At 75.4% G+C, this 16,859-nt stretch carries 16 protein-coding genes; 12 read left to right on the top strand and 4 right to left on the bottom strand.

What is annotated here, in order from left to right:
* Positions 1-40 precede the first annotated feature (40 nt).
* Both J3P29_RS11120 and J3P29_RS11115 read right to left on the bottom strand, forming a co-directional pair.
* Positions 41-967 (bottom strand): alpha/beta hydrolase, encoded by a 927-nt coding sequence (locus J3P29_RS11120; protein ID WP_210493442.1) that lies wholly within the window; start codon positions 965-967, stop codon positions 41-43.
* 60 nt (positions 968-1,027) lie between these two features.
* Positions 1,028-2,260, bottom strand: coding sequence for an MFS transporter (locus tag J3P29_RS11115; RefSeq protein ID WP_246851904.1), 1,233 nt, complete (start codon positions 2,258-2,260; stop codon positions 1,028-1,030).
* A 48-nt stretch (positions 2,261-2,308) separates the two neighbouring features.
* Between J3P29_RS11115 and J3P29_RS11110 the strand changes: the two genes are divergently transcribed.
* The 9 genes from J3P29_RS11110 (at position 2,309) to recN (ending at position 10,437) form a co-directional block, all read left to right on the top strand.
* Positions 2,309-2,638, top strand: coding sequence for a metalloregulator ArsR/SmtB family transcription factor (locus J3P29_RS11110; protein ID WP_349239825.1), 330 nt, complete (start codon positions 2,309-2,311; stop codon positions 2,636-2,638).
* 122 nt (positions 2,639-2,760) lie between these two features.
* Positions 2,761-3,321 (top strand): elongation factor P, encoded by a 561-nt coding sequence (gene efp, locus J3P29_RS11105; protein ID WP_210493440.1) that lies wholly within the window; start codon positions 2,761-2,763, stop codon positions 3,319-3,321.
* A gap of 7 nt (positions 3,322-3,328) precedes the next feature.
* Positions 3,329-3,748, top strand: coding sequence for a transcription antitermination factor NusB (gene nusB / locus J3P29_RS11100; protein WP_210493439.1), 420 nt, complete (start codon positions 3,329-3,331; stop codon positions 3,746-3,748).
* Between the two features lie 49 nt (positions 3,749-3,797).
* Entirely contained in the window at positions 3,798-3,992 is a 195-nt protein-coding gene (locus tag J3P29_RS11095; protein ID WP_210493437.1) for a hypothetical protein, read from the top strand.
* The gene (locus tag J3P29_RS11090) at positions 3,989-4,912 is read left to right on the top strand and encodes a polyprenyl synthetase family protein (RefSeq protein ID WP_210493436.1); all 924 of its coding nucleotides are present in this window, start codon (positions 3,989-3,991) and stop codon (positions 4,910-4,912) included. The genes J3P29_RS11095 and J3P29_RS11090 overlap by 4 nt, the downstream gene beginning before the upstream one ends.
* Before the next feature lie 3 nt (positions 4,913-4,915).
* Entirely contained in the window at positions 4,916-6,877 is a 1,962-nt protein-coding gene (gene dxs / locus J3P29_RS11085; protein ID WP_210493435.1) for a 1-deoxy-D-xylulose-5-phosphate synthase, read from the top strand.
* A gap of 88 nt (positions 6,878-6,965) precedes the next feature.
* Complete coding sequence (locus J3P29_RS11080; protein WP_210493434.1) at positions 6,966-7,778, top strand: TlyA family RNA methyltransferase; 813 nt, start codon at positions 6,966-6,968, stop codon at positions 7,776-7,778.
* Positions 7,778-8,647, top strand: coding sequence for an NAD(+)/NADH kinase (locus J3P29_RS11075; RefSeq protein ID WP_210493433.1), 870 nt, complete (start codon positions 7,778-7,780; stop codon positions 8,645-8,647). The genes J3P29_RS11080 and J3P29_RS11075 overlap by 1 nt, the downstream gene beginning before the upstream one ends.
* A gap of 119 nt (positions 8,648-8,766) precedes the next feature.
* Positions 8,767-10,437, top strand: a complete 1,671-nt coding sequence (recN, locus tag J3P29_RS11070) for a DNA repair protein RecN (protein ID WP_210493432.1) — start codon at positions 8,767-8,769, stop codon at positions 10,435-10,437.
* A gap of 85 nt (positions 10,438-10,522) precedes the next feature.
* Here recN and msrB read toward each other — a convergent pair whose 3' ends face one another.
* Complete coding sequence (gene msrB, locus J3P29_RS11065) at positions 10,523-10,954, bottom strand: peptide-methionine (R)-S-oxide reductase MsrB (protein WP_349239824.1); 432 nt, start codon at positions 10,952-10,954, stop codon at positions 10,523-10,525.
* A 299-nt stretch (positions 10,955-11,253) separates the two neighbouring features.
* On the opposite strand from msrB, the gene J3P29_RS11060 reads away from it, so the two are divergent.
* The 3 genes from J3P29_RS11060 (at position 11,254) to J3P29_RS11050 (ending at position 14,814) form a co-directional block, all read left to right on the top strand.
* Positions 11,254-12,933 (top strand): CTP synthase, encoded by a 1,680-nt coding sequence (locus tag J3P29_RS11060; RefSeq protein WP_210493430.1) that lies wholly within the window; start codon positions 11,254-11,256, stop codon positions 12,931-12,933.
* 9 nt (positions 12,934-12,942) lie between these two features.
* Positions 12,943-14,133 carry a M20/M25/M40 family metallo-hydrolase gene (locus J3P29_RS11055; protein ID WP_210493429.1) on the top strand — a complete coding sequence of 397 codons (1,191 nt, stop codon included), beginning with the start codon at positions 12,943-12,945 and terminating at the stop codon, positions 14,131-14,133.
* Between the two features lie 117 nt (positions 14,134-14,250).
* On the top strand, positions 14,251-14,814 hold the full coding sequence (locus tag J3P29_RS11050) for an NUDIX hydrolase (RefSeq protein WP_210493428.1): 564 nt from the start codon (positions 14,251-14,253) through the stop codon (positions 14,812-14,814).
* 61 nt (positions 14,815-14,875) lie between these two features.
* Here the strand turns inward: J3P29_RS11050 and J3P29_RS11045 are convergent, their stop codons facing one another.
* Complete coding sequence (locus J3P29_RS11045) at positions 14,876-16,711, bottom strand: glycerophosphodiester phosphodiesterase family protein (RefSeq protein ID WP_246851903.1); 1,836 nt, start codon at positions 16,709-16,711, stop codon at positions 14,876-14,878.
* Between the last annotated feature and the right edge of the window lie 148 nt (positions 16,712-16,859).

The following is a 16,859-nucleotide window of genomic DNA, read 5'->3' as shown; positions in this document are numbered from 1 at the left end:
TGCGGGACCGTCCCGCGGCGGCCGTCCGTCCCGCCCGCGCTCAGCCCGCGAACGCCGCCCGCAGGCGCGCGGACAGGTACCGCCGCGCCTCGACCGCGTCGTCGATCATCCCGGCCATCAGGACGAACGGGTGCACCTGCCCGGCGAACCGCCGCACCTCGGCCGGGACGCCCGCGGCGCGCAGCCGGTCGGCGTAGGCCTCGCCCTCGTCGCGCAGCGGGTCGCGCTCCCCGGTGACGACCGTCGCCGGCGGCAGCCCCGACAGGTCCTCCGCCCGCAGCGGCGACACCCGCGGATCGGCCGGGTCGTGGCCGGCCAGGTACGAGTCGCGGAAGTACCGCATGTCGCGGGTCGTCAGGAAGTGGCCCTCCGCGTACTCGCGGTAGCTCGCCGTCTCGCCGATCCCCGCCAGGTCGGTCGCCGGGTAGATCAGGGCCTGGTGGACGAGCCCGGCGCCGACGCCGCGCAGGGCGAGGGCGACGACTGCGGCCAGGTTGCCGCCGGCGCTGTCGCCCGCGACCGCCACCCGGGCCGGGTCGACGCCGAGGCCGGCGCCGTCCTGCAGCAGCGCGTCCGTGACGGCCAGGCAGTCGTCGTACGCGGCCGGGAACGGGTCCTCGGGACCGCGACGGTAGTCCACCGCCACGACGACGGCCTCGGCGCCGGCGGCCAGGTCGCGGCAGGTCGTGTCGTGGCTGTCGAGGTCGCCGACGGTCCAGCCGCCGCCGTGGAAGTGCGCGATCGCCGGCAGTCCCGGGGCGAGGCTGGGCCGGTAGACGCGGACCGGCACGGGCCCGCTCGCCGTCGGCAGGGCGACATCCTCGACGACCGGCAGCGGCACGGCCGGGCCGGTGAGCGGGACGACCTGCGTGAGCGCGGCGCGGTTCTCCTCCGGCGTGCAGGCGTCCAGCGGGGGTGCGTCGGCGGTCTCGCGGAGGAACGCGGCGGCCTGGGGATGCAGGGGCATGCCCGAGCCTAGCCGCGCACGCCGCCCCCGACCGGGCGGTTGCGGCGTACGCCGCGGCGCTCAGTCCAGGGCCGCCAGCGCCCCGGCGCGCTCCGGCGCGGGCGCGCCGCCCGGGCGCATCCGCACGGCCCCGATCGCGGTGGCGAGCCCGGCGAGGACGACCAGCCCGCCGAAGACCCGGAAGGTCGGCAGCAGCCCCCACGATCCCACGACGAGCCCCGCGCCCAGGGCGGGCAGCGAGATCGAGGTGTAGGCGACGAGGTAGAAGGCGGACATCGTCTCGCCGCGGTGGTGCGGCGGCACGACGGCGGTCAGCGAGCGCAGCGCCCCGAGGAACGCGACGCCCCAGCCCAGGCCGGTCAGGACGGAGGCGGCCAGGAAGACGGGCCCGACGTCCAGGGACAGCGAGCCGACGATCCCGGCCATGCCGAGCGACAGCACGATCGCGCCACCGGCCGTCAGGCGCCAGGGCGCGGCGCGCTCGAACAGCACCTGCGAGACGGCGCCGGACCCGGTCATCGCCAGGATCGCCAGCCCGCCGGCCAGGTGGCTGTCCGTGTGCAGCTCGAGGGCGGCCAGCTGCGGACCGAGCGACATGAACAGGCCGCCGATCGCCCAGGACGCGAGCACGCCCAGGCTCGACAGGGCGAAGGCGCCGCGGATGGCCTTCGGCACGTGCGGGCGCTGCGGCCGCAGCCGGGGGCGACGGCGCTCCGCGACGGTCTCCGGCATCAGCAGGGCGCCGACGAGCAGGACGGCGAACACGACGAGCAGCGCCGCGTACGGGGTGCGCTCCGGCGCGGGGGCCCACTCGACCAGCGCGGCGGAGACGAAGGCGCCCAGGCCCATGCTCGCCGCGGCGACGACGCCGTTCGTCAGCCCCGCCGCGTGGCTGTCGCCCCGCGGGTGCAGCTCGAGCAGCGCCGCGCCGGCGGCGCTCATCGCCACGCCGGTGGACAGCCCCTGCAGCGCCCGGGCGGCGAAGAGCCAGGCGACGGAGTCCGCGACGAGGAACAGCGCGGTCGCCGCGATCATCGCCGTCAGCGCGCCGATCAGGACGGGCCGTCGCCCGACGTCGTCGGACAGCCGGCCCGTCAGCAGCAGCGCGACGAGCACCGCGATCGCGTAGACGGCGAAGATCGCGGTGAGCACGAAGGACGAGAAGCCCCACTCGGCGCGGTAGACCGCGTAGAGCGGGGACGGCGTCGCGGACGCGGCGAGGGCCATGCCGAGCACGGCGGCCACGAGCGCGTAGGCCAGGCGGGAGGGGAGGAGGCGGCGGGAGGAGCGCATGATCGAAGGTTCCAAGCTTTTGGAACTGTTGAGTTGTAGCATGGACCCGTGGCCAACACCGCGAACCGCGACACGATCCGTCATCCGGCGCCCGAGACCTTCGACCTGGCGCACGTGCTGCGCACCGTCGGCGACCCGCACCGGCTGCGCATGGTCCGGCTCCTCGCCGCGAGCGGCGAGCGGCCCTGCACGGGCCTGTCGGACGAGCTCGGCCTGCCGAAGTCCACGGGCTCGTACCACCTCAAGCTGCTGCGCGAGGCGGGCCTGACGTACACGCGCCAGGAGGGCACCGTCCGCTACGTGTCGCTCCGCCGGGACGAGCTCGAGTCGCGCTTCCCCGGGCTCGTCGACGTGCTCCTGCGGCCCGACGCCGACTGAGCGCGCGGCGGCGCGCCGCGCGTCACTCCCGGCGCCGGTCCCGGCATACTTGACCGATGGCCGGCGCCGCCGCACGCCTCGCGGCGGGCGCCCCGCGTCCATCCACGACCAGGCACAGCACCTTGATCTCCACCAACCAGCTGAAGAACGGCAACCACATCGAGGTCGATGGGGTGGTCTACAAGGTCCTGGAGACCCAGCACGTCAAGCCGGGCAAGGGCGCCGCGTTCGTCCGCAGCAAGCTCCGCCGGGCGAGCGACGGCAACGTCATCGACAAGACCTTCCGTGCCGGCGAGAAGTTCCGCGCCGTCCACACCGAGGCGCGCACGATGCAGTACCTCTACGAGGACGGCACCGACGCGCACTTCATGGACACGCAGTCCTACGAGCAGCTCGCGATCCCGCTGCAGAACGTCAAGTCGGCGCTGCGCTTCATCCGCGCCAACGACGAGGTCAACATCCTCTTCATCGACGAGCAGCCGTCGGACGTGCAGCTGCCGGCGTCCGTCGAGCTCGAGGTGACCTTCACCGAGCCCGGCCTGCGCGGCGACACCGCGTCGGGCGGCGGCGACAAGCCCGCCACGCTCGAGACCGGCGCCGAGATCCGCGTCCCGCTCTTCGTCAACGTCGGCGACCGCGTCAAGGTCCAGACGGAGACGGGCGACTACATGTCGCGCGCCTGATCCGCGCATGTCCCGCCGGACCGACCAGCGGCGCGCCGCCGTCTTCGCCGTCTACCAGCACGACCTGACGGGGCGGCCGCTGCACGAGGTCTTCGAGCGCGACGCGGCGATGTTCACCCGCTCGCTCGCGCACGCCACCACCGACCACCTCGACGAGGTGGACGCCCTCATCGGCAAGCACGCGAAGGGCTGGAGCATCGACCGCATCCAGCCGCTCGAGCGCTCGATCATGCGCGTGGCGATCCTCGAGATGCTGCACCCCGACGTCGTGCCGGGCGACACGCCGATCCCGCCGGAGGGCGCGATCTCCGAGGCCGTCGACACCGCGAAGGAGTTCTGCGGCGCCGACGCCCCGAAGTTCGTCAACGGCGTCCTCTCCGCGATCCTGCGCGAGACGGGCGCCGGCGGACGCGGCGACGCCGCCTGAGCGGCGCGGCGCCGCGCCCGCCGTCGGGCCGATCCTGCACACTGTGGGGGTGAGCGACCAGCCCGCCGACCGCGACCTCGAGATCCAGCTCGCGCGCCTGCAGCACGCCGCCTCCCGGGTCGCCGACGACGGCGCGGGGCCCGACGAGCACGTCGCGGCGGCCGAGCAGGTCGCGCAGGCGGCGATCGACGCCGGCGGCGCCTTCGACCGCCTGCTGCGCGAGGCCGGGGGCGCGGCGCGATGAGCGGCGCCCCGTACCCCGACGACCTGCGCGCCACGGTCGACGCCTACCTGCAGGACCTCCGCTTCCCCGCGCGCAGCGCCGGCGTCGCCGGGCTCGAGGAGGCCATGCGCTACTCGCTCCTGGCGGGCGGCAAGCGCATCCGCCCCGTGCTGGCGCTGGCGACGGCGCGCGCCGTCGGGCTGCGCGAGCCGGCCGCGCTGCCGCTCGCGGCCGCGCTCGAGCTCGTCCACACGTACTCGCTCATCCACGACGACCTGCCGGCGATGGACGACGACGACCTGCGGCGCGGCCGCCCGACGTGCCACGTGGCGTACGGCGAGGACGTCGCGATCCTGGCCGGCGACGCGCTCTACGCCGAGGCGTTCCACCACCTGCTGCGCGCCGGCCGCACGGGCGAGGACGCGGTGCCGGCCGAGCGCCTGCTGGCGGCCGCCGCCGAGCTCGCCGACGCGACCGGGGTCGACGGCATGGTCGGCGGGCAGTTCCTCGACGTCACCGCCGAGAAGGCCCAGGAGGCGGGGCAGAACCCCTACGCCGATCCCGACGACCTGCGCGTCCTGCACGAGCTGAAGACCGGCCGCCTGATCGGCGCGTCCGTCGGCTGCGTGCTCGAGCTGGCCGGCGTCGAGGACGATCGGGCGGCGCTCCTGCGCTCGTTCGCCCGCGACCTGGGCGTGCTCTTCCAGATCGTCGACGACATCCTCGACGTGACCGGGTCCGAGCAGGACCTGGGCAAGCCGCAGGGCAGCGACGAGCGGCACGACAAGCGGACGTACGTGACCGAGTACGGTCTAGAGGGCGCCCGCGAGATGGCGGCGCGGCACCACGACGCCGCATCCGACGCCCTCCGGTCCGCCGTACCCCAGGGAGCGCAGGACTTGCACACGCTCACGACCTTCATCCACACGAGGACCAGCTAGACCGTGACCCGGCTGCTCGACCGCATCGAACGACCGCAGGACCTGCACGGGCTCTCGGACGACGAGCTCCAGCAGGTCGCGCAGGAGGTCCGCGAGCACATCATCGACACGGTCGGTGAGATCGGCGGGCACTTCGGCGCGAACCTGGGCACGTGCGAGATCGCCGTCGCCCTGCACTCCGTGCTGGACTCCCCGCGGGACAAGATCCTGTGGGACGTCGGCCACCAGGCCTACCCGCACAAGATCCTCACCGGCCGCCGGGACCAGCTCGCGACGATCCGCAAGTACGAGGGGCTCGCGCCGTTCTGCGCGATCCACGAGTCCGAGCACGACATCATGGGCGCGGGCCACGCGTCCACGTCCATCGGCTACGGCGTCGGCCTGCGCGAGGGCATGCGCCTGAAGCAGCAGCACGATCCGTCCCATCCGGACCCGGGCCGCGTCGTCGCGGTCATCGGCGACGGCTCGATGACGGGCGGCGTCGCGTTCGAGGCCGCGCACCAGGCCGGCGGCCTGGGCACCCCGCTGGTCGTGATCCTCAACGACAACGGGATGTCGATCTCGCCGAACGTCGGCGCGCTCTCCCGCTACTTCCAGGGCGTGCGGCTCAAGCCGAAGCTCTGGCACGGCCGCGAGAAGGTCGAGGAGCGCCTGGCCGACCTGCCGGCGGGCCTCGGCGGCATCCTCGAGCGCGTCGGCCCGCCCATCAAGGGCTCGATGAAGCTGCTCAACGCCCAGGGCGAGCTGTGGGAGTCGCTCGACTGGGCGTACGTCGGCGTCGTCGACGGCCACGACGTGCGCGACCTGCGCCAGGCGCTGCGCCAGGCGCTCGACGCCGACCGGCCGGTGGTCGTCCACGTCAAGACGATCAAGGGCAAGGGCTTCGCTCCCGCGGAGGAGGGCGGCCTGGAGGGCATGGAGCAGTGGCACGCCGCCAAGCCCGGCTCCATCGTCGGCGGCGCCCCGGCCCCGAAGGCGCCCGCCGACCCCGACGCCCCGCCGAAGCCGCCCACGTACACGCAGGTCTTCGGCGAGCGGATGATCGAGGAGGTCCGCACGGACCGCCGCGTCGTCGGCATCACCGCCGCGATGAACACCGGCACCGGGCTCAACCTGCTGCAGACGGCCGAGCCGGAGCACTACTTCGACGTCGGCATCGCGGAGCAGCAGGCGCTGCTCTTCGCCTCGGGGCTGGCGCTCGAGGGCCTCAAGCCGGTCGCCGCGATCTACTCCACGTTCCTGCAGCGCGCGTACGACCAGATCGTCCACGACGTCTGCCTGCAGGAGCTCGACGTCGTCCTGGCGATGGACCGCGCCGGGCTCGTCGGCGACGACGGGCCGACGCACCACGGCGTCTTCGACATCGCGTACCTGCGCCACCTGCCGCACATCGTGCTGGCCGCGCCGCGCGACGAGGCCGAGCTGGTGCACCTGCTGCACACGGGCATCGCGCACCCCGGGACGTTCGCGCTGCGCTACCCGCGCGGCGAGGGCGTCGGCGTGCCGCTGCCCGCCCGGGCGCGCACGCTGGCGATCGGCCGTGGCGAGGTGCTGCGGCAGGGCGAGCGCGTGGCGATCCTGGGCTACGGCTCGGGCGTCGGCGTCGGCCTGGACGCCGCCGCGGCGCTCCACGAGTCGGGGGTCGAGGCGACCGTCGCCGACGCCCGCTTCGCCAAGCCGATCGACGTCGAGCTGGTCCGCGACCTCGTCGCCCACCACGAGCTGCTCGTCACCGTCGAGGAGGGCGTCCTGCAGGGCGGCTTCGGCTCGGCGGTCTGGGAGGCCTGCGACGAGCACGGGATCGACCTGGGCTCGTGCCGCATCATGCGGGTCGGCATGCCCGACCGCTACGTCACGCACGGCACGCCCGCGCTCCTGCACGCCGAGGTCGGCTTCACCGGCCGCGACGTCGCCCGCCGCATCGCGGTGGCACTCGGCGTCGCGGACGTCGGCGTCGGCGCCTGACCGCGTCCCGCGCTCCCGCGCCCCCGCGCCTCGCGGCGGCGCGGGAGGCGGGCGGCGCGGCGGCAGCCGGTACGGTGTGGCTCCTTCCATGGCCAAGCTCCGTCTCGACACGCTCCTGCACGAGCGGGGGCTGTACCCCTCGCGGTCCGCGGCCGCGGCGGCGGTGCTCGCCGGCGCCGTCCGCCTGGGCGGGGCGAAGGTCAACCCGCACGCGCGGCCCCTCAAGCCCGGGCTGCAGGTGGACGACGACGTCGAGATCGAGACCGCGGAGCAGGCGCGCTACGTGTCGCGCGGCGGCGTGAAGCTCGAGAACGCCCTCGACGCCCTGGGCGTCGACGTCGCCGGCCGCCACGGGCTCGACGTCGGCGCGTCGACCGGCGGGTTCACGGACTGCCTGCTCCAGCGCGGCGCCGTCGCCGTCACCGCGCTCGACGTGGCCTACGGGGAGCTCGCGTGGTCCGTGCGGAGCGACGAGCGCGTCACGGTCATCGAGCGCCAGAACGCGCGCCAGATGACCCCGGAGCTGCTGCCCTACGCGCCCGACCTGGTCGTCGCCGACGTCTCGTTCATCTCGCTGACGAAGCTGCTGCCCGCCGTCCGCGGCGTGGTGGCCGACCGCTTCGACGCGCTGCTGATGGTCAAGCCCCAGTTCGAGCTCGGCCGCGGCCGCGTCGGCCGCGGCGGCGTCGTGCGCGACCCGGCGCTGCGGCGCGAGGCCGTGCGCACCGTCGCGGGCGCCGCGGCCGACGCCGGCTTCGCCGTCCTGGGCGCCGCGCCGTCCGGGCTGCCCGGGCCCAAGGGCAACCGCGAGACCTTCCTGCACCTCGCCGAGCCCGGGCGCGGCGGCACGGACGACCTGGACGCGCTCGCGCTCGCCGTCGAGCCGGGGGAGGACGCCTGATGGCCCCGCACGGCCGCCCGGCGCGCACCGCGTCGGTCCTGACGCACGGCTCGCCGGACCGGGCCTCGCGGGCGCTGCGGCTGCTCCTGCGCGTGGCGCGCGAGGAGGGCGTCGAGCTGTGGTTCGACGCGGAGGAGACCGAGAAGCACGGCGTCGAGCCGTCCGAAGGCGTCCTCGTCGGCCGGCCCTGGCGCTCCGACGCCGACCTCTGCGTCGTGCTGGGCGGCGACGGGACGATCCTGCGCGGCCTGCGCCGGCACCTGTGGACCGGCGTGCCCGTCTACGCGATCAACCTGGGCGAGATCGGGTTCCTGGCGACCGTGGAGCCGGAGGAGCAGGAGGAGGGGCTGCGCCGCGCCTTCGCCGGCAACTTCGAGGTCCTCGGCCTGCCGGCGCTCGAGGTGACGCTCGAGGACGGCCGCCGCTACTCCGCGATCAACGACGTCAGCGTCAACCGGCGCACGGGCGACCGCGTGGCCTCGCTGCGGTACCGGATCGCCGGCGAGGACGTGGGGCACGTGCGCTGCGACGGCCTGGTGCTCGCCACCCCGGCGGGCTCGACGGGCTACAACCTCGCCAACGGCGGACCGGTGCTGGCGTGGGGCGTGGAGGGCTACGCCGTCTCGTTCATCGCCCCGCACACCCTCTCGGCGCGCGTGCTGGTGGTCGCCCCGGACGACGAGCTGGCGCTCGACAACGACTCGACGTCGCCCGTCGAGATCAGCGTCGACGGGCGGCCGCGCGGCCATCTGGACCCCGACACGGCGCTGCGGGTGCACTACCGGCGCGACGCCGGGCTGCTCGCGCAGACCGCGGGCACGAGCTTCTACCGCCGCCTGCGGGAGAAGTTCGGCAAGCTCGCCGGCTGAGGTCGCGGCGGCGCGGGCGCGGCGCCACGCCCGCGCCGGGCTGTGCCGAACCGGTGCGGATCCCGTGCCGGCGGCGTGGCGCGGGGCGATCCGTCCTGCGCGGGTGCGAACCTGCGTTCGTGCTGCTCGAGCTGCGCGTCGAGAACCTGCTCCTCATCGAGCGGGCGGAACTGGACCTCGTTCCCGGCCTGAACGTCGTGACGGGGGAGACGGGCGCGGGCAAGACCGTGCTCGCGCACGCCCTCGACCTGCTCCTGGGGGCGAAGCCGCGCAGCGGGATCGTGCGCCCGGGCGCGTCCGAGGCGTGGGTCGAGGGGGTGTTCGCCCTGCAGGGCCGCGCCGATCTGGTGCCCGAGGAGCTCCGCGAGCGGATCCCGGCCGACGCCGACGAGCTGGTCCTCGCGCGCAAGGTGACGGCGGAGGGACGCTCGCGGGCGTTCATCGGCGGGCGCTCGGCGACCGCGGCGGACCTGCGGGAGCTGGGCGGCGCGCTCCTGGCCTTCCACGGCCAGCACGAGGCGCGGCGGCTGCTGTCCCCGGCGGCGCAGCTCGGCCTGCTCGACGCGTTCTGCGAGACGCGGAAGGCCGGCCACCTGGCCCGCCGCGACGCCCACGCGGCGGCGCACGCGGCCGAGCGCGACGCGCGCCGGCGGCTCGACGAGCTGCGCGACGCGGCCGGCGCCCGCGAGCGCGAGCTGGACCTGCTGCGCTTCGAGCTGCAGGAGATCGACGAGGTGGCGCCCACGGAGGGCGAGCGGGACGAGCTCGTCGCCGCCCGCGACCGCCTGCGGCACGTCGAGGCGCTGCGCGAGGCGACGTTCACGGCCAGCCAGGCGCTCGGGGCGGAGGAGGGCGCCGCCGGGGCGAGCCTCGCGGTCGGCGAGGCGGCGCTCGACGGCGTGACGGGGGTGGATCCCGCGCTCGACGCGCTCGCGGAGCGCCTGCGCTCGCTGCGCATCGAGGCCGACGACCTGGCGCTCGAGCTGGGCCGGCACCTCGACGGGCTGGACGCCGACCCCGCCGAGCTCGAGCGCGCCGAGGAGCGGCTGCAGGCGATCGGCCGGCTCGAGCGCAAGCACGGCGGGAGCGTCGCGGCGGTCCTCGCGCACGCGGACGCGTGCCGCGCGCGGCTGGCGGAGCTGGAGGACGTCGAGGGCGCGACCGCGTCCGCCGAGGCCGACCTGGCCGAGGCGCGCGCCCGGCGCGAGAAGCTCGCCGGGCAGCTCACGGCCGCCCGTGCGGCGGCGGCGCCGCACCTGGCGAAGGCGGTCGTCGCCCGCCTGGCGGACCTCGCCATGCCGGCCGCCCGCCTCGAGGTGCGCCTGGACGCGCGCGATCCCGGCCCGACGGGCAACGACCACTGCGAGCTCGTGCTCGCCCCGAACCCCGGCGTGCCCGCCGCCCCGGTGCGCGAGGCGGCGTCGGGCGGCGAGCTCTCCCGCGTGATGCTCGCGCTGCTGGCCGTCGCCGGCCACGGCACGGGGGCCACGCAGGTCTTCGACGAGATCGACTCGGGCGTCGGCGGCCAGACGGGGCGCGCCGTCGGCGAGCAGCTGCGCGCGCTCGGGCAGGACGGGCAGGTCCTCTGCATCACCCACCTGCCGCAGATCGCGGCGCTCGCGGACCGGCACTTCGCGATCGAGAAGGACACCGCGGTCGAGCCGGCCCGGACGGTCGTCCGCCGCCTCGACGACCCCGAGGTCGTGGGCGAGCTCGTGCGGATGCTCGGCGGCGAGGCGGGCGACGAGGGCGCCCGGCGGCACGCCGAGGAGCTGCGCAGCGCCGCCTAGCGGGCCGCACCGCCGCGCCCGGCCGGCGCGGCGGTGGCGGGTCGTCCGCCGTGGCACGCGCCGCCGGCCGGCGGCGCGGCGGGAATCAGCCCTGGGCGGGCTTCAGGTCGAGCGACGCGGAGTTGATGCACCAGCGCTGGCCGCCGGGACCCGGGCCGTCCGGGAAGACGTGGCCCAGGTGGCCGCCGCAGCTCGCGCACTTGCACTCGATGCGGACCATCCCGTACGAGCGGTCCTCGTGCAGCTCGACGGCGTTCGCCACGACGGGGTCGGTGAAGCTGGGCCAGCCGGTGCCCGAGTCGAACTTCGTGTCGCTCGAGAACAGCTCGGCCCCGCAGGCCGCGCAGCAGTACGTGCCGTCGTCCTTCGTGTTCCAGTACTTGCCGGAGAAGGGCGGCTCCGTGCCGCACTGCCGCAGGACGGCGTACTGCTCGGGGGTCAGGTCCTGCTGCCAGTCCGCGTCGGTCTTCACGCCGACGGCGGGCTCGGGGTTCTGGTGCTGGAGGGGGTCGGACACAGGGCGCTCCCGGGTCGGGGGTGGACCGCGGCCGCCCGCGGGGACGCGGGGGGCCACCACCGATGGTGCCACGTCCGGTCCCGGCGTCCGGCGGGAGCAGGGGATTCGCGTCCCGGCCCGTCGCCGCGGGATCCCGCCCGGGGCGACGTGTCGTCCCGCGCAGCCGCCGGCCGGCGTGCGCGGGCGCACGGGCGGCGTCCGCGCCACCCGGTACCTTCATCCGTGGCCCTTCGCGTTCCGGCGGCCCGCCGGGGCGCCCGTCGGGGCCGTCGCCCAGACACCGAGTGAGGACTCCGCGCGTGCCAGACCGTTCCCCGACCAAGTACGTGTTCGTCACGGGGGGCGTCGTCTCCTCGCTCGGGAAGGGCATCGCCGCCGCGTCGATCGGCCGGCTCCTCGTCGCCCGCGGCCTGACGGTCGCGCTGCAGAAGCTCGACCCGTACATCAACGTCGACCCGGGCACGATGTCGCCGTACCAGCACGGCGAGGTCTTCGTGACGGAGGACGGCGCCGAGACCGACCTCGACCTCGGCCACTACGAGCGGTTCACGAACACGAACACCTCGAAGGCCTCGAACGTCACCACCGGCGGCATCTACGACACCGTCATCCGGCGCGAGCGCCGCGGCGACTACCTGGGCGGCACCGTCCAGGTCGTCCCGCACATCACGAACGAGATCAAGAACCGGATCAAGCTCGCGGGCGAGTCGCGCGACGTCGACGTCGTCATCTGCGAGATCGGCGGCACGGTCGGCGACATCGAGTCGCTGCCGTTCCTGGAGGCGATCCGCCAGTTCCCCAGCGACGTCGGTCGCCGGAACTGCATGTACATCCACCTGACCCTCGTGCCGTACATCAAGCACGCGGGCGAGCTGAAGACGAAGCCGACGCAGCACTCCGTGAACGAGCTGCGCCGCATCGGCATCCAGCCCGACATGCTGCTCTGCCGCTCCGAGGCCGTCCTCAGCCGCGACATCCGGTCGAAGATCGCGCTCTTCACCGCTCTGCCCGACGACATGGTCATCTCGGCCAAGGATGTCTCGGACGTCTACGAGATCCCGATCTGGTACCGCGAGGAGCACGTCGACCAGCGCGTCCTCGAGCACTTCGGGATGGACGCCCCGGCGCCCGACATCAGCGACTGGGAGGAGGTCGTCCGCCGCGTGCGCTCGACGTCCGGCAGCACCCGGATCGCGATCGTCGGCAAGTACGTCAAGCTCGAGGACGCCTACAAGTCGGTCGTCGAGGCGCTCAAGCACGCCGGCGCGTGGGACGGCACCGACATCGAGATCGACTGGGTCGACTCGGAGCACCTGGAGACCGAGGAGGCGGCCCGCGACCGGCTGCGCGGCGCCGACGGCGTCCTCGTCCCCGGCGGCTTCGGCGGCCGCGGCATCGAGGGCAAGATCCTGGCCTGCAAGGTCGCCCGCGAGGAGCGCATCCCGTACCTGGGCATCTGCCTGGGCATGCAGATCGCGACCGCGGAGTTCGCCCGCCACGTGGCCGGCATGCCGGGCGCCAACTCCACCGAGTTCGACCCCGAGACGGAGTGGCCCGTCATCGACCTGCTGCCCGAGCAGAAGGAGGTCCGCGACCTCGGCGGCACGATGCGCCTGGGCTCGGACCCGATCAAGCTGCAGCCGGGCACCCGCATCCGCGAGCTCTACGGCGAGGAGACGATCTACGAGCGGCACCGCCATCGCTACGAGGTGTCGATCACGCTCCGCAAGAAGCTCGAGGGCGCCGGCCTGGTCGTCGGCGGGACCTCGCCCGACGGCCGCCTGGTCGAGGCGATCGAGCTGCCCGAGCACCCGTTCTTCGTGGCCGCGCAGGCGCACCCGGAGTTCAAGAGCCGGCCCGAGCGGCCCTCGCCGATCTTCCAGGGCTTCGTCGCCACGGCGCACCGCCGCGCCGCCGAGCGCGACGGCGCCGGCGCCACGCAGGACGGCGTCGCCGCACTGACGGACGCCCGGGCCTAGCGCGCCGGGATGACGCCGGACGGCGTCCCGACCCACCCGCCCGCGGCGACGGCCGCGGAGCGGGAGCGGCTCGCCGACCTGTTCGCGCGGCTCTGCGCCGCCGTCACGCCGACGGGCCGCGAACGGGCGGCGGCCGACGTCGCGCTCGACGTGCTGCGGTCCGTCGGCCTGGACGTCGACGAGGACGACGCCGCCACCGAGCTCGGCGGCGACGCCGGCAACCTGCTGTGCCGCATCCCCGGCGACCCCGCGACCGCGGCGGCGCACGAGCCGCTGCTGCTCTGCGCGCACCTGGACACCGTCCCGGTGGGGACGCGGATCGAGCCGACGCTCGACGACGAGGGCGTCTGGCGCGACGCCCTCGGCGGCGTGCTCGGCGCCGACAACAAGGCGACGGTCGCGGCGTTCCTGGTCGTCGCCGAGCGGCTGGCGCGCGACCCCGCGCCGATGGACGTCGAGCTGCTGCTCACGGTGGCCGAGGAGACGCAGCTGCAGGGGATCCAGGCGTTCGACCGCTCCCGGCTGCGGGCCGGCGTCGGCTTCGTCATCGACCACCCGTCGCCGCTCGGCGGCCTCGTCGCGGCCGCGCCGGGCCACGTTCGCTTCGAGGCGCGGTACCGGGGGCGCGCCGCCCACGCGGGCGTGGCGCCCGAGGACGGCCGCAGCGCGGTCCGGGCCGCGGCGCGCGGGATCGCCGCGCTGCCGCAGGGCCGGGTCGGCGACGGGGCCACGATCAACGTCGGCCACGTCCAGGGCGGCGAGCCGGTGACGAACGTCGTCCCCGACGCGTGCCTGGTGCTCGGCGAGCTCCGCGCGCTCGACGAGGCCGTCCTGGCGGACCTGGCCGGCACGGTCGAGGCGACGCTCCACGACGCGGCGCACGTCGCCGGCGAGTCCGTGGACCTGGACCTGGTCCTGGAGCGCCGCTTCGCGCCGTACCGTCACCGCGAGGCGTCCCCGGCCGTGCGGACGGCCCGCGCGGCGCTCGAGCGGATCGGCGCGACGCCGCGGCCGTTCGCCGACCACGGCGGCAGCGACGCCAACGTCCTCAACGCCCGCGGACTGCCGACGGTCAACCTGGCCGGCGGCAACGAGCGCGCCCACGAGCCCGGCGAGCGGATCGCCGCCGCCGACCTGGAGGCGACGCTCGAGCTGGTGCTCGCGCTGCTCGCCGAGCACGGCGCCGCCCCGCAGGCCTGAGCCGTCCGCGGGGGCGGCGGCAGGCTCGTCCGCGCCCACCGCGGGGCGGGCGGCACCCACGCCGGCGGGCGCCGGTCTGCAACCCTGGGGGCCCGTCGTCCCGACCCGAGGAGCCCCATGACCGATCCGTCGAGCACCCCCGAGCAGCGCCGCTTCGCGCTCGTCGACGAGACCGTGATCCACGAGGGCCGCGTGCTGACCCTCGTCGAGGACACGTTCCGCTTCGAGGACGGCGCCGAGGCCAAGCGCGAGATCGTCCGCACCACCGGCGCGGTCGGGATGCTCGTCCACGACGGCACCCACCTGCTGCTCACGCGCCAGCCGCGCGAGGCCATCGGCGACCCGGACTCGCTCGAGATCCCCGCCGGGCGCCTGGACAAGGACGGCGAGGCGCCGCTGGACACGGCCAAGCGCGAGCTGGCGGAGGAGGTGGGCTTCGCCGCCGCGCACTGGCAGCCGATCGTGCGCTTCCAGCCGTCCGTCGGGATCCTCTCCGAGACGGTCCACCTGTTCTGCGGCTGGGAGCTGTCGGCGGAGACGGCGGACTCCGGCGAGGACGAGCGCATCGAGCTCGTCCGCTGGCCCGTCGACGACCTGGACGGCGCGATCGCCGCCGTCAGCGACGCCAAGACCCTCATCGCGCTGCTCTGGGCGAAGGCCAACGGCCTGCCCGGCGTCTGACGGATCGCCGTCGCGCCGCGGCGGGCGGGCGGCAGACGGCCGCCCACCCGTCCCGCCTCGATCAGCGGACGCGCACGCGGACCGTCAGGCCCTCGGAGCGCAGCGTGTAGACGCCGCGCGTCAGGCGCCGCGTCGCCCGCAGCCGGCGGGCGGTGCCGCGCGCGTACGTGCGGCCCCCGCGGGTCAGGCGGATCGAGGCCGACCGGCTGACGCCCTGGACGGCGCAGCGGATCCGCGTCCGGCGCGCACCGACGACGCGGCAGGTCACGCGGGCGTCGCGCCCCCGCTCGCCGCGCTCGCCCTTGGGCCCGGCGACGCCGGCGGGGCCGGCCGCGCCGGCCGGCCCGGCGACGCCGGCCAGGCCCTGCTCGCCGCGGTCGCCCTTCTCGCCCTTCTCGCCCTGCGTCTCCGGGTCGCCCTTCGGGCCCTCGGGACCCTGCGGTCCGGGCACGCCGGTGCCGGGCTCGGTGGGGGTGCCGCCCGGGGCCTGCAGGTAGCGGGCGTTCCAGCCGGCCAGCTCGCCCGCGCGGTTGGTGATGATCGCGTCGACGCCCGCGGCGCGCATGGCGGACCACGACGTCGCGTCGTCCACGGTGTACGGCATGACCGCCACGCCCGCGGCGTTCAGCGCCGCGATGGCGTCCGGGCGGTCCTTGATGGCGCCCCAGCTGGGGTTGTACGCCACGGCGCCGTACTGCTTCGCCAGCGCGACGGGGTCGGCGTCCAGGGTGCTGCGCAGGATCGCGATCGGCAGGTCCGGGGCGATCTCGCGGGCGTACTCGAGCGTCGTCAGGTTGAAGCTCTGCAGGATCGTCCGGTCGAACATGCCGGCGTCGCGCACCTCCTGGATGTACCGCGCGACCTCGTCCTTCGTCTGCGTGCCCTTCACCTCGAGCAGCAGCTGCGCCGAGCCGCCCTTCACGGCCTGCAGCAGCGCCGTGTGCCGCGGCAGCGTCGTGCCCGCGAACGCGGGGGAGAACCACGACCCCGCGTCCAGGGCGTCCAGGACGCTGGAGTCCAGGTCGCGGACGCGCCCGGTGCCGTCGGTGGTGCGGTCGACCGTGTCGTCGTGCAGCACGTACGTGACGCCGTCCTTGCTGGAGTCGACGTCGATCTCGACCCAGTCCGCGCCGGCCTTGTCGCCCAGCACCATCGCCGGGATCGTGTTCTCCGGGGCGATCGCCGAGTAGCCGCGGTGCGCGACGACGCGCGGGACGGTCTTCTCGTCGTTGGGCAGGACGAGCGACGGCCGCGCGAGCCGGGTGACGCGGATGTCGTCGTACGAGACCGTGGCGTCCGTGAGCACGAGCCCGAGCCCTCCGTCGTCGCTGCGCTGCAGCGTCTTCGTGCGCTGCGTCTCCTTGCCGTCGAAGAACCACGTGGCCTCGTTGCCGTGGACCTCGATCGCGACCTTGACGTCCTTGCCGACGCCGGCGTCGGTCGGCGCGGGGGCCGTGTTCGGGACGACCCACTGGTTGTCGGCGGTGCGGCGGGCGAACTCCGTGCCGTTCGTCGCGGACGACTGCGAGCGCAGCGCGGCCTGCGACCACGGCGGGGTGCCGGCGGCCGGCATGTCGAGGGCGAGCGCCGTCCAGCGGCCGGCGTTCTTCACCGCCTCGAACCGGACGGTCGCCTCGATCCGGTAGTCGCGCAGGTGCGGGCCGAAGGTGATCCGGCCCAGGTCGGCGCCGCTCGTGCCGACGAGGCGACCGTCCTGCACCTTCCAGTCGCCGGCGACGGGCGTCCACCCGGCGGGCAGCGCGTCGCCCGAGAAGCTCTCGGACAGCACGACGTCGCCGGCGGGGACGTCGGCCGCGGGGGCGGCGGTGGGGACGGCCGCGCCGAGACCGGCGAGGACGGCGGCCGCGACGGCGGCCGACAGACGTGGGGACAGCAAGCGAGCTCCTGTGGTGTTCGGGGGAAGCGCGTCGGCGGCCGGGACGCCGCCGTCGCGGGGGCCGACGCTATGGCGCGTCCCCGCTCGCCATGTCGCCGCGCGGTGACCGCGCCGTGAACGTCCCGTGACCGCGCACCGCGCCTTGCAG

Origin of the sequence: Patulibacter sp. SYSU D01012, assembly GCF_017916475.1 — a bacterium.
GTDB lineage: Bacteria > Actinomycetota > Thermoleophilia > Solirubrobacterales > Solirubrobacteraceae > Patulibacter.
This window is presented reverse-complemented; position numbering and strand designations above follow the sequence as displayed.